Consider the following 15,832-nt stretch of genomic DNA (forward strand, 5'->3'; position numbering starts at 1 on the left):
ACGCTCGAGGCCCCGATCCCCGCTCGCGCCTGGCTACCGGTGCGAGGGGCCGTCGTACGCCGCTGCGGCGCCGTCTCACGAGTACGAACCGGTCCCCGTTGGGTTCGACTTCCGGCGAGCGCGGATCGATCCGAGCCTCATTGGGCAGGTCGAGACTTGCGTACTGGGCGCGGGGACCCCGCGATGTACCCCGCAGAGCTCGACGGCTTCGCGGGACCCATGCTGCTCAGTTCCGTGAGCGACGCGTCTCCGACGCGGCGAGCACGTTTGGGTGCACTTCCGAGACGAGGACCGCGAGAGGGTGGAGGCCGAGTTCGTTGACCGACTGACCCCCCGGAGGCTGCGACGTGATCGCGGCGTCGGATTCTCGCATCACTCTTCGGGCGGAACACCAAACAGCAGTGCTCCCGGCGGCTGCGAGGGATCCCCATCTACCGTGGTCCCCGTAGTGGCCAGGATCATTCCCCAGCAGCGCACGCGGTTCTCGCGATCAACAGTGCACACGCTGTCAGTTCCGAGGTCGAACGCCGCAGTGTCTTCTGCAACGAGCGTCGGCCGGATGAAGCTTGGATTCGGTGCACCGAGCGGCACACCGAACTCGCGGCCCCAGCACAACAACGCTCCGGCGTTGCTGAGGGCGCACGTTCTGCCCTCCCCAGCGGCGATGCTCGTCAGCTCCAGCGCGGCGGGAAACTCGGCACCCTGCGCTCCAGCCCCGAAACACACGATGCCGCCGGACTGTAGGACACACGTGTGATCCCAACCCGTCGCGACACTCGTGACCGTGGTGCCCTGCGGAAGAGGCGGCACCACCATACCGTCGACGATCGCCCCTTCTGACAGCTGACTGCGTCTATCGCTGCCCCAGCAATGGATGCTTCGCGTCGTGGCGACGCACGCGTGCGCGTTCGCCAACGAGAGCTGGGTCGCGCCTGGAACAACTCCGATCAGCATGGGCTCGTCGTGCCATCCAGCAGTCCTCGGGCCGATCAGCGGAAGCTCTGCGGCAGGGCGCTCACCCAGGCTGACTTCGGCCTCGGTCCCCGCGCGACCCCAACACTGCACCGCGCCATCGCGAGTCAGCGCGCACGCCGCATGCCTCCCCACGCCGACAGCAAGGCATCGTCCAACCCCAACTCGACGACCACCAGAGCGGTCAGGCGAGCCCTCCCCGTGGTAGCCCCAGCACCATGTCTCGCCCGCTTCGTCGCACAGGCAAGTCATCCCTGGACCGACGTCTATCGCAATCGCTCTGACCGAGTGCGGCAGGCGATTGAGTGACACCGCATCGGGCGATCCCAACTCACCCGCCAGGTTGTTGCCCCAGCACCAAACAGAGCCATCGGCTCCTCGCACGCAAGCGTGCGTATCGGAGATGGCGATCGCGACGGCGAGTTCGGGAGGTGCTACCGCCGCGGGCACGTGCTGCTCGGATTCCGATGGCGCGGGCTGTGCGCTGCCACAGCCCACACACACCGCAATTCCGAGGAGCAGCCGGGCGTGTGCGATGCGATGCAGTCGCGCGCGGTTCACTTCGCCATGCTAACCCAGTCGCGCGCATGCCGCAGCCTCCGGCGCCGTCATCGTCACCCACTCACGGTTGTAGGGCAGGCCAGTGAGCTGGCTGACAAGGCCCTGCAGCCGGAAAGCATTGTAGAGCCCACTGTGAGCCACTCGGTACCGCGCGTCGGCGAGATGGAATCCCTCATGCGCGATCGCCGTAGCGCCGTATGCAGGCGTCTCCGCCCACATCGGGTAGACCCTGATTTCACTCAGGTCATCCAGAGTTCTGGCCGGGCCAGCCCGGTCCACAATTACTTGCAGGTCGCGATCATACTCCAAGTCGACTGCGCCGAGCGACGTTGCCGTGGCCCGGTCGACGTACCGAATCGGAACACTCCGAAGCGCCGCATCGGCGCGCTCCAGGACCATCCTCAGATCGCGAATCTGAGGGTCGGTAATTCGAGGATACCAACACGCCAGCGCGTTGAGCTGCTCTCGCGTCATTGAGAGCCGGCCTGCGCTCAGTATCGCCAACGCCTGCTGAATAGCCTGTCGGGCGCGGTTTCGCGCCCACTCAATCCGATCTTCGATGGCGACGTTGGCGATCGGCGGGGAGCCTTCGAGCTGCCGGAACACCGCTTCCCACGGCTGTCGATGGCGCAGGAGCTCCGGGTTGCGGCGCAGTCGAACGTCGATGTTTGTGTAACAGAACGGGCAAGGCCCGAGTACGTCGCGGCGTCCGCCACGCCCGAGCGAGCCACGGACGACGCCCAGGACCGGCAAGACGCCGAGCACGCACGCGAGCCCAACGATGAGTTCGCCTCCCGATGTTCATGATCGCCTCCGATCACGCATCGACGGGCTTGGACCCGAGGAGATCCTCTTCGACGACCTCGCACATCGCCTCGTGGACGCTGTAGAGGTTCTGCGATCTACGCCGAGCTGCGCTGCGAGTCCGAGCACGAGCTCGCGCGGGTCCTCGTCGCGCTGCGGGCGCTGCATCATCATCCACTCGACGTACGGCTGCACGGGAGCGTTGGTCTCACGCAGAAGCCCGGCCGTCAGGAATTCGACTCCATTGTCCATCCCACTTCTGAGGGAACGCGGGCGCGACCATCGTGCGGTGACCGGCGGCAGAGATCGCGCAGCAGCAGGATGAAGCAGACCTTCAGGACATCGGGATGGAGCGCCGTGACCTGCCCGTCGACAGCGCGGGATTCATCAATCTCGAAGACGGCGCGCTTCAGCGCGCGATCGAAGTAGTACGCGAGCACGTCGAACCGCACGCCGGTGAACTCGCCTGAATCGCGCAGCCGATGATCGCGTCCTCGACCGCGCACGCCGGTGGGTAAGCACGAGTTCGCGGCGCCGTGCCGTGCGGCGCGCGTCTGGCGGCGATAGCCGCGCTGTCACCGCGGTCACTCGTCGGAAGCGGTTGCTTCGGCGCGCGCGATCTGGAGCGCAGCGACTACTCGACGTACGCTCTCCTCGACGGATTCGTGCTCCCAGACGCGAACCACTCGCCAGCCTGCGGCTACGAGGTCCGCGTCGACACGCGCATCGCGTGCCTGATTAGCGCCCAGCTTCGCGCGCCACCAGTCCGCGTTGGTCTTCGGCCAGGTACCGTGCTCCGGGCAACCGTGCCAGAAGCATCCGTCGACGAAGATCGCGACGCGTTCGCGCGCAAAGAGCAGGTCTGCGCGACTGCGGACACTCGGAACGGGCGATCTGTCGACCCTGAAGCGATAGCCGGCGCGGTGAAGCGCGGAACGAAGCGCACGCTCGGGCCCAGTGTCACGGCGCGCGGTGTTCTCGAAACGACGGCGGATCGTGTCGTTCTTCGGCGTCGGGTTCCGGTTCTCCACCGGCGGGCGCGCGAGTTCCTTCACGGTGACCGGACCTTAGCGCATTGCACACGCACGATCCGCTGTGCGTTCTTAAAGAAGGCATCGCCCTTGCCGGCGAGCGCCTCTGCACCAGCTTCGGCCATCACGATGTTGCTCTCCACAGCCGAGCGGACGCGAAGCGCGAGTTGTGCGACGAGGTTCGACCGCACAACGGTACTGATGACATCCGCCGACGGTCGCTGCGTCGCGACGACGACGTGGATGCCGCTGGCCCGCGCCTTCGCGGAGAGCCTCTGCAGCGACTCTTCGATCCGCCGCTTATCGTTCTTGTCGGAGGTCAGATCCGCGTACTCATCGAGCACGACGACCCACCACGGAAGAACCTCGTCGGGCCGGTCCGCGACGCGCGCATTGTACTCCGGTAGCGAGCGTGTGCGCTGGGCGCGGAAAATGTCGCGACGGCGCTCCATCTCGGCGACCGCGCCTTCCAGGAGATCGATCGCGTCCTTCGGATCCCAGCCGATCGGCCGTAGCAGATGCGGAGAGTTCTCGAACGCGACCAGCTCGGTGGTCTTCGGATCGACGAGCCCGAGTCTCAGGCGCGACGGGTTACGGTGCCGCGTGAGACCGAGCAGGATGGTCTCGAGCGCAATCGACTTGCCAGCACCGGTCTGGCCGGCGATCAGCAGGTGCGGCGAAACATCGGACGAGAAATCGATCTCGACGACATCGCCCTTGATGTCTTCACCGATGGGCGCATTCAGTCGCGAGTCGTCGAAAGTGCTCCTCTGCCAAAGCGTCTCCGCATCGACGAAGTAGCGCTCGTGATCGGGCTTGGGCACCTCGAACACCACGCAGCCGCGATCGATGTAGCTCCGAGGAACGGCGTCGGCCTGGAGCTCAAGCTTGAGCTTCACCTCGTCGGCGTAGCCGCGCACCGTGTCGGGGCGAACGCCGGGGGCAGGCTGGACGCGGAACACGTAGAAGCCCGGACCCTCGCGATAGGCCTCGGCCGCGGGACGCGTGACGCCGATCCGGAACTCGCCAAAAACGTCGAGCACGCGCTGATAGCGAGACTCCAACTCCGCCGTCGACCGACCCCTAGTGCGCGGGGTCGATCGTATAGCATCGGGCGCGGGCGGGCTGGGCGCGTCACGAGATATGGCTGGCTCGACGGCTACGATCGGAGAAGACGCGGACGGCGACGCGCCGCCCTCGGGAACCGGGGGGGCCCCCGACGGCGTGCCAGTCGGCATGGCGGGGCCGGCCGTCGCCGGTGTAGATCCGCCAATCGCGCCAATGATGCGAGCGAGCTCTTCGCGACCGACGCGGTACCACAGATGGCCGCCAGGCGTACGCTGGATGGGGTCGGTCACAGACTCCGACGGGGAGGTGGTGCACACGATGCACGCGACCTCCTCGAAGTCATAGTCGCCGCGGATCCAATCCTCGCGAGCGAGGACCGGGACGACGCCGCCGGCATCGCTCCCGTCGGCACTCCAGCTGGAGATCGATCGCGTCGTTCTCTCGCCGCCCTTCGGAAGCTGCTCGATCGCCCCGAGGATCTCACGGCGCCAGAAGTCGAGGTCGACGATCCTGGGATCCGCCGTTCTCTGCGGCATGAGCGCGTGCTGGAGGAGCTCCCGCGTGTTCTTGACCTGATCGTCCGCGGTGGACACCGCCGCCTGGTCCCTGAATTTCGCCTCGACGACCAGGACCTGGAGTCGAATCCGTCCGTCGGGTCCCCGCAAAAACGCTATGCGCGCGAGGTCAGCTCGCGAGCGCCGACCTGCTCCGAACCAGTGCGAGTGTTCGTCGAGGCTCACCCACGCAAGAAAGCCCTCGGCGGCAAGCACCGGGATGCGCTCGTCGACGAGACGCCGGGCGATCGCCAGGCCCACCAGTTCCTGTACCGCCCAACCGAGTCCGAGTGCTCGCAGGAGGATGCCCGGTGCGAGGAAGCGCGAACTCTCGTAGAGCTTCTCCGCGACAGGACGGGCGCGCGGTCGGAGCTCGTGCGGTAGATCTGCCTCGAGGCGGTGCTGCAGCCGGTCGACCACGAACGCACGGCCACTCGAGGAGCTGACGATCAGTGTGTACGCCTGGCTCTTTCCGACGTCGGGCCGGACGGTGATCACATCCGGCTGGCGGGGCAGCGCTTCGATCTGATCGCGTCCGATGAACGCGTCGAGAGTGACAACCCACCGCGCGACGCGGTGCAGTTCATCGAAGAGCTGCCGACTCCGGTCGAAGCGCACCTGGAGCATGACGTAATCGATATCGGACCCGACCACGTTGTGACGAAACCCGCGCACCGAGAGCGTCGACCAGTGCTCGAGCACCGCATCGGGTCGACGCGGCAGCAATACTCGCGAGACGTTCTCAGCGCGGCCGGTGGCGGTGTTGTCGATGTGAGTCGGAGCGTCGAACCACGGGTCGAACCGGCTTCCGATGTCGTCACCGCCCTTGCGCGTCGTCTCCTGTGCACGGGTATGGCTCCCGAACAGGTTCGGCACGAGCGCGAGGTCCACGTTGTCTCCGAAATCGGCGAGCGACGGCACGACCGCGTGCCCATCGGGCCACACGTGGACAACAACATCGAGAAGGGGCGAGTTCGACTCGCTTCGCTGGTCGGGGTCGTCGAACTCGGCCAGCGATCGCTCGATCGCGGCCGCCTCCTCACGCGGCGCGTACACGTGCAGGTGCACCCGCTTCGGTGCGGTGTTCGTGCGGAAGGCCCGGCGCGCCAGCCGCCGGAGTACGCGCGCCCCTCCACTCCTCACGAGGAGGAGGATCGAGATCCCATCGGCCTTATGCGGGTGCGCGACGACGTACTCTTCCACCACCCGCGCCAGTTCGTCGATCGACGCATCGTCGAGCTCGCTCAGCCAGTCGTCATCCGCGCGATCGGGCCGACGCAGCGTCGCGTAGTGCTCGTGCCAAGACTCTTCGCGTACCGAGACGAAGAGCTTCTCGTCAGCCGTCAGGATGGGCGGTTGCTCGTGCGGGGACAGCTGCGCCAGCGACTCGAAGTAGAAACCGTCGTTGATCGGATTGAGCACGACGCCGTCGTCGAGCAGGCGCTGCAACCGCTTGCCCGTCTCCCCCAGGTGGCAGGCCACCCACCGAGCGCGGAGCGGGTGCGTCGCGAGTAGCGTGACGCGGCCGCTTGCGTCGCGGAACGTGTCGCAAGTCAGGAACGAGGACAGCGCCTGCAAGGGCGCTCCGCTTGGAACGAGCACCGTGAGCGCTTGACCGAGTACTTGGTCGCGCCACTGATCGACATACTCCGAGAGTGCCTCCGCGGATATCCCGGTGTTGCGCAGCCGCTGCAGATGCTCGGCGCGTATTCCGCGCCAGACCTCGAGAACGGGATCTCCGGCGAGGACCTCCTGACCGCCATCCAACAGCGGCGGCTCCGGGTCGTTCTCTGCGTCCGAAGGAGCCGAGAGGACTTCCAGGATGTGGCGGCACCAGGCCTCGAAAGACTCGTGACTGGAAATCCACGCCTCATGATCGCTCTCGACGATCGCGGCGAGCGCGATTAGGCCGGTCTGGTCGAGCGGGCGCCACTCGACTCGACGAAGGGGCGACGCCGCGCCTCGATGGAGGAGCTCGAGGACGAGCGGTGACCATCCGGCTTCGATCTCGCCGCTCTCCTCTCTCGAGGCGCGCAGGCGATCTGCATCGATGCGAACGAGCTCCGGATCGATGGCCAGTGAGACGCGCGCGCCCGGTCCACCGTGCACCAGCCCCTCAAGGGTCCTTCCGAAAACAAACGCGAACAGGCGTGCGCTGCGCCGGTCGTCAGCGTTCTTCACGGCGACACGCCGGAGTACCAGCTCCATCGTGCCAGCCGGCGAGTCCTGGACGGCCGCATGGATCTCTCGAAAGAGCCAGCCGAGTGGATCCTCGATGGATCCGCGTCGAGGCTCGGCGAGCCGTTCGACTGCGCGTCGGAGCGGTCGCGGCAAGGCGTCGACGATGATTCTCTCCCCGTCATCAAGCAGTTTCTGTGCAGCCGACAGATCGCCCGCGTCCAGGCCCACCGCTACGTCCAGCTGATCGAAGAGGTCCAGGTGCTCTGAATGGGTCTCGATGAGATGATCGCGGATCCTCTGCCCGAGGCCGCGATGCGGCGCACCTTCGGGGAACAGCTGCAGCCAGATTGACAGCTCCAGGTCCCGAACGACACGAGCAGTCGTCCGATACAGGAGCTCACGGATCCGCTTACGGATTTTCGTCAGAGCAGCTTTGTCGAGTGGCGAGCCGTCAGGGCCGACGAACAGCGTCTCTCCTGCCCGAGCGGCGAGCTCGTCGTGATCGATCGGCTTCCCTCGCGGGTCGAGTTCCTCCGTGCATGCGATATTCAACTCGATCCGCGGCGCGCGTTCTGCGTCGCGCCGGTTGTGCAACTCACTGTCGGCGAACAAACCAAGCACCGGCAACGCAGCACCCACGGCACGACCGACGGCCGTCTCGTCCTGGGCTTGTCCCGAGCTGGCCAGCGGACGTACAGATGCGAGGACGAACTCTACCCAACGGCGCAGGGCGACATCGGACCGTCGTACGTAGATCTCCTCCGTGAACTGATGCAGTGCCTGGGGCAGGAGATCGTCGGTTCCACCAACCACTTCCCACGCCGCACGAATCACGCGTCGGCGGGTCTCCTCGGCTGCGTCAGATCCGCGCAGCACCGACTGATCGTCGATACACGGAATTCGGCCGAGCCCCTGCGCGTCCGTGTACGCCGCGTCCTCGAGCAGCACATAGCCAGAGAGCTCGCCTTTGAGCGTCTCGTTCCTCAAGGTCGTTGCGCTCTTGTCGGCGGGCAGAAGCAGTCCGGCGTCGAGACCAGGCCAGCCGTCGTGCGACCCGACAGCGACACAGATCGGCGGCGCGCTGCCGTCGTAGTCGAACCCCCGGAGCCGCCGCGCGATCTCCACGATCTCGTCGTGTCCGAAGTCCTTGACGCGGAGCATGCCCCCACGGCCACCCGCCAGCAGTCGCGATTCCGCGAGCCAACCTACGACCGTCCCGATCACTTTCGCGGTTTCGTTCACAGCGCCCTCGTGCCCACCATGCGAGTCGCATCGGAGTACTCCCGGAGGAGCCCGAGCTCGCGCAGGGTGGTTGCTAGCCCGGCGGCGTTCTGGTCGAAGGCCCCGCGATCGACATCGCCGACGCGACCTGCGCGATCAGCGGTTCGGCCGTCGACGACGAACTGGAGACGCTCGAAGAGCACGTACTCGACAAACGACTCAAGCGTCTGCTCACCGGGTACGAGCGCCAATACGATCGCTTCGAGCAGGGGAGGAGCCAATCTGAAGTGACGCTGGCCGACCATCGCGTTCAACGCACCGATAGCGCCGAGCGTCGTCGTGAAGAACGTGCGCGGGCCCTCACGCCAGGCCTGCGACTGCTGCAACAACAGCTCGTTCCCGTTCTTGCGCGCGAGGACTCCGAGCGATTCGTACACGACGCCGACCGCTGCCGCGAGATCCTCGCGCGAAAGCCGACGGATCGGGGTCGGACCAGGGCTCGTGTCGACTACGATGGTGCGAGCGTCTCGCGACTCAAGCACACGGTCGGCACAAGCCAGTTCGTGCATGGCGATGCAGAGGGGGACGAAGTGCATGAGGGCGTCGATACGACGTGAACTCGTGAGCGACGTGCGGCGCACGATGCCGGCCACGCCATCGCGCAGGATCTCAGCCCATACCGTGTCGATCGCCTTCGTCTCCGCGGCGACGGAATCCTCGAACAGATCTGGCTGGCGCTTGTCGGCCGGCTCGGCGTCGAGCTTCGAAAACTCCCGCGCGAGTCGCGCCAACTGTGTGTCCGAGGGGGCGACGAGCGCTCTGAGCCCGTCGCGCACAGTCCCGAGCCGCACGGTGTCGTGATCGTCACGGAGCAGTCGATACGCGAGTGCGCCGCCGCCTCGATAAGTGTAGCGCTCGATCGACACCCGCCGCGTGCCGCGGCCTCTGAAAACCGCGTCGTAGTGCGCGAGCTCGCCGACATAGGGAAAGAAGTGTCGATTCCACCACGCAGGTTCGGCACGCATTCCGGGGATCGGCACGGTCAGCCCGGCGAGGAGGGAGCGCAATGTCGACTCGGCGTCCGAACCAAGGTGGCTTCGCTGTTCCGCACTGAGCTCGGCGGGATCAGCGAGAAGGCGGCGCGCGAAATCGTGGCTCCGGCGCCGGTACCTGATGGGCTGACCCTTTTCCTCGGCGAGCAGCGGCAGATCGGCTTCGTGCATGCCGCGCAACATCGCAAAGAGCTCTAGGGAGACGTAGAATCCGCGGCCCTGCTGGTACAGTGCGCCGCCGAACGCTTCCTTGACCGTCCGCTCGCCCGCTTCCTTCCGGTTCACGGATCCCCCACCACGAACACGTCGTTGTCAATCTCGATGAGCCGCAGGCGATCGCCGTCCATCACCTGGATTCCCGTCGTGTCGGAACGGGCCGTTCCGGCGATCGCAGCGAGCCGCGCGAGGATACGGCGTGACTCCGCAGCATAGAAGCGTCGCGCGACGACCCCACCGGCCGCGCGCGCGACGAGTTCGAACTGCAGCAGATCGAGCTCCAAACGGGTTGCTTCGTCTCCGAACTGGATCGCCACACGCCGTGGCGTCCAGTCGACCGCCTTCGGCAGCTCGCTGTCACTCCAGCACGCCTCAAGCGGAACGAGCCGGACAGCGGACCGCTGGAACCGTCTCGCGATGATGGGTGCGCGTCCCTCGGCGCGGGCGAACGCAGGATCGGCGATGTTGAAGTGAAGCCCGGGCGCAGGTCGGAGTCCCTGAAGTACGTGCAGCCCGTCGAGCAGTCGGTTACGGATGTCCTTCGTGTCAGTTCGATCAGCAAACACTGCGACGAACTCGGCGTAGTGTCGGAGCCCGATGCGTAGCGCACGCTCGCCGGCATCGCGGACGGGATCACTCGTGTATCGTTCGCTCGCCGCACCATCGAAGAAGTCGAGGCGGCGGCGACGCCGAACTCGCACGCGGTATCGCTCTGCGAAATTCCGCGCGTCGCGGACCGTGCGCGGGGGTGTCTCGGAACGGCTCGTCTCCTGCTGCACGTCTTCTCGATCGAGAACCCGCACTAGGGCTTCGTCGATCGACGGGAGCGCATAGATGCCGGGATCGAGGCGACGGATCCGCTCGAGCACGGGAAGCTGTCGCTTCTCGATCGCACTCAACTGCCGCTCATAGAGCGCCCAAACGAAATCTCTATGTCCCCAATGCCGTAGTCCCGAACGTCCATCCTCTCGGGCCACTGCCACGCAGTCCATCATCCCGGTCGTCACATACGCGATGAACATCAATGTCTCGCGGATGGTCAGGACGTAGCCGGACTGCTCCAACGTTCGGAGGATCTGCTCAAGGGCATCTCGGCGTCGACGCGGGAGCACGTCTCGCGGGTCGGCGCCACCGAGAGCGGCCTGGTTCGCTGCAATCGGGCACCTCGACGCCGCGTCGCAGGTCTTGCACGCAGCCCAACGACGGCGGTCAGCCACCCAGTCGCGGAGCAGGTGCGCGACGAACGAGTTCGTCGGAGCCGTTACGCTCTGCCAGTTGAGGTTGATGACGTGGACATCGGGTCGAATCGACGTGGTGCCCTCGGAGATGCTTCGTTCAAGCGTCTCAAGCACGATCTCCAGCTCGGGGTGTCCGCCCTGCGAGATCGCATCGCGGAGCCGTCCTTCGTTCGCGCAGACGATGGCAACGCTCCCGCGATCTGCGAGGAGCTCTGCCATCCGATCGGCGCCGCGCGACGCCGGTTCGATCTCGCTGAGGTCGCGCAGGATGCGGAGAGGCCGAAGCGGTGACCGGCCGGCGTTCGGGTTGATCCGAACACTCCCCTCGGCGTCTGCCTTGATCAGTGCGAGAGCTGCGGCTCCGTCGTAGCCATAACTCTCCTGGACCACGCGCCGGCAGAGGTGCGTCTTGCCGTGTCCGGCGTCACCCGTCAGCACGATCAACGATGTGTCAGAGCTGTCCACGAGGCGGCGAACATAGCCCAGGGCCATCGTCGGGATTGCCGGGCGGCCTTCCCCGGGATCGATGCTCTCCTCGTATAATTCGCCAGAGTTGGTCGCGAACGGGAGGTGGCGCGCAAGGCGCTGGACGTGCGGGTTCACCTGATATGCCATCGGTCCTCACACTGCGAGGCGCGATGCACTTTCGGCATCACGCGGAGCCGATGCCGCGCGGGCGATTCGCGGGCACCCGTGATCCGTGCAGTACTGCGCGAGTGCCACGCGGAACTCGGTTGGACCGACGGACAGTGTCGATCGCTGAAGACGGTCGAGGAACCCAGCAGCAGCTCCGACTGACAGCGGCGTCGCGGACTGCAGGAACCCTCGGAGCGGCTTTCGAAGCTCGCTCACGGGCCAGGTGGTCACATCGACGGCAACGGGCTCGATGCCGGGCCCGCCGCGCGCCGCGATCGGCCACTTGCCTCGCTGGAACGGCCGCTGCGGGCGCGATTCGTACAACGCCCGGTTCTTCAGGCCTTTGCCGATCCACTCCGCGACCGGGACGGCGACCGCATTCCCCACGAGCCGCCAGCGTCGGCGGTCGCCGCGAACGTCGTCGACCGCCCCGCGCGTCCAGCCGGGCTCGAATCCCTGCAGTCGTTCAGCGTCTTCGATGCCCGGGACGACGAACGCTCGAGCTGGCGCGCGTTGGGGAAGCCACACAGCGGGCGCAGACGGAATGCCGATACCCGACCCGCCCTTCAGCGTCGGAACCGCTTCGCGTGCCCACCCGACGCCGCGGTTGCCCTCGGTCCAGTAGAAGCCGTAGCCGAACGCCGCGCGATCGAACTCCCGGTCCGCAGGCCACGTCGGCTCTTCGTCGCTCGCGAACAAGACGCAGCTGGGATCGCGCTCACGGCTCGCCACCACGAAAACGCGCTGGCGCCGCTGCGGTAGCCCGAACGCGCGCGTGTCGACGACGCGGTAGGCCCACGAGTAGCCGAGCCGCTCTAGACGCCGCGTGATGTGCCGGATCCCATGTCCCCCGTGGAGCCGCAGGATATTCGGGACGTTCTCAAGGACTACCCACGGAACGCGCGGGCCGTGCTCGATGAGTTCGAACACCACATCGATCAAGCCGGACTGTTCGCCACGAATCCCGGCCGTGCGACCTGCCTGGCTGAGATCGGTGCACGGAAAGCCCGCCGCCACGATCTCCGTCCCCCGAGGCAGCCGTCGTAGCCGTCTGATGTCGCCGACGACCGGGGAACCGAACTCGCGGTCGAGGATCGTCTTCGCCTGCTCGTCCAGCTCGGAGAGCAAGATCGTCTCGTGCCCGGCGTTCTCGAGACCGACCTCGAACCCGCCGATGCCGGCGAACAGCCCCACGACCCTCATGGTGCCCTCCTCATCGCGCGCGAGGCTACTACAACTGGACGAGGCGGGCCGACGGGAACTGACCGCGGGACGCAGGTGTTCGCCGGCGGCTTCGCCCGCCGGGCGGGAACCGACTGGCAAGCGCGTCGGAACGTTGTCCGACGTAGCTCATCAAGCGCGCGCGGTTGCAGTTGCGCGCAGGTTGCCGCGCATGCGGCGGCCTCCCTCGCGAGCGTCGAGCAGTGCTACCGATCGCCGCCGACCGAACCGTGTTCGAGCGCGCATCAATCGATCGCCTCGCCCAGGAGCACGGAGGCGTGTGCCTCTCCGACGACGACGAGCGCGCGCGTGGGACGACCGCGCTCGCGTTCGTGTGCGCGAGGGGCATCGCTGGGAAGCGCTCGCGGGGACGATCCTCGCGGGCGCGTGGTGTCCCGAGTGCTCGTGCAAGCGCGTCCGCTACTCGATCGGTGCGATGCAGCGCCTGGCCGCCGAGCACGGTGCGAGTGCTTGTCGAAGCGCTGGGCGGGGTCCGCCACGCCGCTCACGTGGCGATGCGAGCGCGGGCCGACCGCCGCCTTCGAGCATGGCGGCGTCGCGAGATCGACTGCGCGCTCGACGATGCTCCGCCGTGCCCTCGCTCGTTCCCAAACCGCCTCACGTGCGACGAGCCGCTCCGCCATCCGCGATCTCGCTCGAGCGCCACCGTCACCTCAGCTCCAGGTCGCGCAGCTCATGATCGTGGGGATGGACGACCCGACCGGCGCAGCGCCGCGACGGCGCCAGCTACGCCGAGCGATGCGGGTCGCACGCTTCTGGACTGCCGCGAGGTCGCGGTCCTCGACAGCCGCAGCGCGGTCCTACCGGGCGCAGTGCGCCGCTTCGATGTCGGCAAGCGCATGCGCGGTGCACGACATCGCGCGCAAGCGAACGCGCGCCTCTACCTGGCGTACGGTGATCCGAGGGACCGGACGAGCAGGCGCTCGCCGTCCGGCTCTTCCGGCCGGTGAACCCGCAGCGCGTACTCGACGAGGTCGAAGGCCACGCGGTCGCGTGGCCCGGCGAACATCGCGCGGAAATCTTCCTCATCGAAGCTTCGATCGCGTGCAGCGACGCCCGCGGCGTGCGCGAGGCAGTCCGCGATCTCGATCCCCGGTTCGCGCGCGAGCTTCGGCATGAAGGCGAACTTCATCGGGATCGGGTTTCCGTCGACCGCGGGCCGAAGGTTGCCGAACGTCAGTCCCAGGTTCGACGCCCACTGCCCGCCGCTCTCGATTACTATCACAACCCGGCGGAACCGTAGCGGTTCGAGCAGGTCCGCGATCTGGCGCGAGACGACGGGCCCGATTATGCGACGGCCGTTGAGCACGCGCGGGGAGCATCGGGCCCGGGTACGTCCTCGCATGTCCTCGCATTGTCTCGACGCATCACCGCAGCGAACCTGCCGAAGGGTTGCTCGCGGATGAGCTGCACGAACATGCCGCGATCGCGGAGCTCGGAGGCATGAACGCCATCGAGCCGGGGATATCGGTCACGCTTCAACGCGCGCCACGCAAGCGAGACGACGTCACGGTACTGCGCGACCGTCATCACGCAGCCGGCGAGGCCGAACACGGGATGCGCGGGATCGCGCAATTTGTGATGACCCGTTTCGTCCACGAAGACGATCGCGTCGGACGGGTAGACGTCCAGGGTCGCCACTTGCATCGTCCAAGTGTAGTGCGAGGACGTCAGCTCGCGGCGGCCTGCGCGCCTACCGGACGCGCAGGTACCCAGGGTTGAGGCTGGAGAAATCGCGGGGCTGCGCGACGACGAGGCGGTGCTCGACGCTCTGGAGATCGAGATCGACGAGCCCATCGAGCGGGGCGCCGTGGAGCAGCCGCAGCACCTGCGAGATCACGAGCGTCGCGGCGACGGCGCCGACGAACGGCGCGCCGACCGCCTTGCCCGCGAGCAGCGTGACGCCGCAGCGGTCGAGCGCGCCGTCCGCGAGCAGACGCTGGTAGGCGGGGCGGGTGGTCACGTCCTCTCCTGTCGGCGCGATCGTCCACATCTCCGCGCTGCGGCGCGATGCGGGCAGAGAGTGCAGCCGCATCGTGCGGAAGTCGCGGTGACCGCGGCCGAGGCCGGCCTCGACGACCAGCGAGAACCCGGCGTCGTCGAGTGCCTGGCGGCCGATCGCGTTGTCGATGCCGCACAGGGCGATCGCGGGCTCCGCCGATTGACGTCGGAAGTTGGTGTCGAAGGCCCGCTCGTAGATCGCGGTCCGGAACCCGCGGCGCTCCGCCCAGGCCGTCATCGCGCGCGTCTTCCGCGTCCCGACCATCGACGCGTCGGTCAGGATCGACGTGCTCTCGGTCGACCGGGAGATGACGTCGGTGTCCTGGAGCACGAGCTCGAGACCGCCATCCGCCGGCACCGGCAGCACCCCCAACGCCCAGAGGTACGCCTGGCCGAGGTGGCCGAGGCCGAGGATCCACAGGCGCGAGGGCACCAGCTCGAGCTCGGGCGCGCCGTCGGGCGCGAGCCAGTCGCTGGTCAGGTCCCACAGCGATAGGCCGACGCGTCGCCGGCCAGCCGCAGCGTTGCGGTCGGCGACGCGTGCGAACGCCTCGTTGACGGCAAGCGCCGCGCTGAGCATCGGCGCGAGCGCCATCACCGGCCGCTCGGGGATGGGCGCCGCGTCCGCCGGCAAGACGCCACCGCGCCAGCCGGCGAACGCAGTTCGGACGTGGAACTCCGCCGCTGGCGGCAGCGGCTTGTCGTCGATCGCGATCGTGGGGCGCTCGTCGTGCGGCCCGATCAGCGGTGCGCCTCCGAGCGCGACCACCGCGTCGGCGAGCGTTGCACCGAGCGGTAGCGGCGCCATCAGCGGCACGCCCAGCGGGCCCGCGATCTGGACACCACCGTGGAACACCCGGCGACCGAGGGCGACGGCGGTGAGCAGCGCGATCTGGTGAGGCAGCTGGCGCGCCTCGTCCGCGCCGATCGTCACGGCCAAGCGGTAGCCGCGGAACCGCGCCTCCGCCTCCGCCACCGTCGCCGCGGCTCCGCTGTCGAGCGCCTGCTTCACCAGCCGGTGAAGATCCTGTTCATCGACCTTGCTCATGCCGAAC

12 protein-coding genes and 1 pseudogene are annotated in these 15,832 nt (G+C 67.3%); 1 reads left to right on the forward strand and 12 read right to left on the reverse strand.

Annotation, left to right across the window (positions count from 1 at the left end; genetic code table 11):
* Positions 1 to 372 precede the first annotated feature (372 nt).
* The 6 genes and pseudogenes from I5071_RS27725 to I5071_RS27745 all read right to left on the reverse strand — a co-directional run bounded on the left by I5071_RS27725 (position 373) and on the right by I5071_RS27745 (position 7,198).
* On the reverse strand, positions 373 to 954 hold the full coding sequence (locus I5071_RS27725) for a hypothetical protein (protein WP_236515916.1): 582 nt from the start codon (positions 952 to 954) through the stop codon (positions 373 to 375).
* A 363-nt stretch (positions 955 to 1,317) separates the two neighbouring features.
* Positions 1,318 to 1,533: pseudogene (locus I5071_RS47040) on the reverse strand (hypothetical protein); the annotation flags it as partial.
* 9 nt (positions 1,534 to 1,542) lie between these two features.
* Positions 1,543 to 2,298 carry a hypothetical protein gene (locus I5071_RS27730; protein WP_236515917.1) on the reverse strand — a complete coding sequence of 252 codons (756 nt, stop codon included), beginning with the start codon at positions 2,296 to 2,298 and terminating at the stop codon, positions 1,543 to 1,545.
* A 266-nt stretch (positions 2,299 to 2,564) separates the two neighbouring features.
* The gene (locus I5071_RS27735; protein WP_236515918.1) at positions 2,565 to 2,843 is read right to left on the reverse strand and encodes a hypothetical protein; all 279 of its coding nucleotides are present in this window, start codon (positions 2,841 to 2,843) and stop codon (positions 2,565 to 2,567) included.
* A 78-nt stretch (positions 2,844 to 2,921) separates the two neighbouring features.
* Positions 2,922 to 3,332 (reverse strand): very short patch repair endonuclease, encoded by a 411-nt coding sequence (locus I5071_RS27740; protein ID WP_419249664.1) that lies wholly within the window; start codon positions 3,330 to 3,332, stop codon positions 2,922 to 2,924.
* A 56-nt stretch (positions 3,333 to 3,388) separates the two neighbouring features.
* Positions 3,389 to 7,198, reverse strand: coding sequence for a DNA translocase FtsK (locus I5071_RS27745; protein ID WP_419249665.1), 3,810 nt, complete (start codon positions 7,196 to 7,198; stop codon positions 3,389 to 3,391).
* Positions 7,199 to 7,463: 265 nt separating this feature from the next.
* On the opposite strand from I5071_RS27745, the gene I5071_RS47045 reads away from it, so the two are divergent.
* Complete coding sequence (locus tag I5071_RS47045) at positions 7,464 to 7,673, forward strand: hypothetical protein (RefSeq protein ID WP_419249666.1); 210 nt, start codon at positions 7,464 to 7,466, stop codon at positions 7,671 to 7,673.
* A gap of 736 nt (positions 7,674 to 8,409) precedes the next feature.
* Here I5071_RS47045 and I5071_RS27750 read toward each other — a convergent pair.
* From I5071_RS27750 to I5071_RS27775, 6 genes are all read right to left on the reverse strand, one after another.
* Positions 8,410 to 9,729, reverse strand: a complete 1,320-nt coding sequence (locus I5071_RS27750; RefSeq protein ID WP_236515922.1) for a hypothetical protein — start codon at positions 9,727 to 9,729, stop codon at positions 8,410 to 8,412.
* Complete coding sequence (locus I5071_RS27755; protein WP_236515924.1) at positions 9,726 to 11,513, reverse strand: hypothetical protein; 1,788 nt, start codon at positions 11,511 to 11,513, stop codon at positions 9,726 to 9,728. Before I5071_RS27755 ends, I5071_RS27750 begins: the two co-directional genes overlap by 4 nt.
* Positions 11,514 to 11,519: 6 nt before the next feature.
* Complete coding sequence (locus I5071_RS27760; RefSeq protein ID WP_236515925.1) at positions 11,520 to 12,737, reverse strand: DNA cytosine methyltransferase; 1,218 nt, start codon at positions 12,735 to 12,737, stop codon at positions 11,520 to 11,522.
* A gap of 919 nt (positions 12,738 to 13,656) precedes the next feature.
* Entirely contained in the window at positions 13,657 to 14,085 is a 429-nt protein-coding gene (locus tag I5071_RS27765) for a hypothetical protein (protein WP_236515926.1), read from the reverse strand.
* A complete protein-coding gene (locus I5071_RS27770) occupies positions 14,064 to 14,423 on the reverse strand; it encodes a DUF3800 domain-containing protein (RefSeq protein WP_236515928.1) in 360 nt (119 codons plus the stop codon). Before I5071_RS27770 ends, I5071_RS27765 begins: the two co-directional genes overlap by 22 nt.
* A 46-nt stretch (positions 14,424 to 14,469) precedes the next feature.
* On the reverse strand, positions 14,470 to 15,825 hold the full coding sequence (locus tag I5071_RS27775) for a hypothetical protein (RefSeq protein WP_236515929.1): 1,356 nt from the start codon (positions 15,823 to 15,825) through the stop codon (positions 14,470 to 14,472).
* Positions 15,826 to 15,832 lie beyond the last annotated feature (7 nt).

The sequence above is a fragment of the Sandaracinus amylolyticus genome, from assembly GCF_021631985.1.
Taxonomy (GTDB): Bacteria; Myxococcota_A; Polyangia; order Polyangiales; family Sandaracinaceae; genus Sandaracinus; species Sandaracinus amylolyticus_A.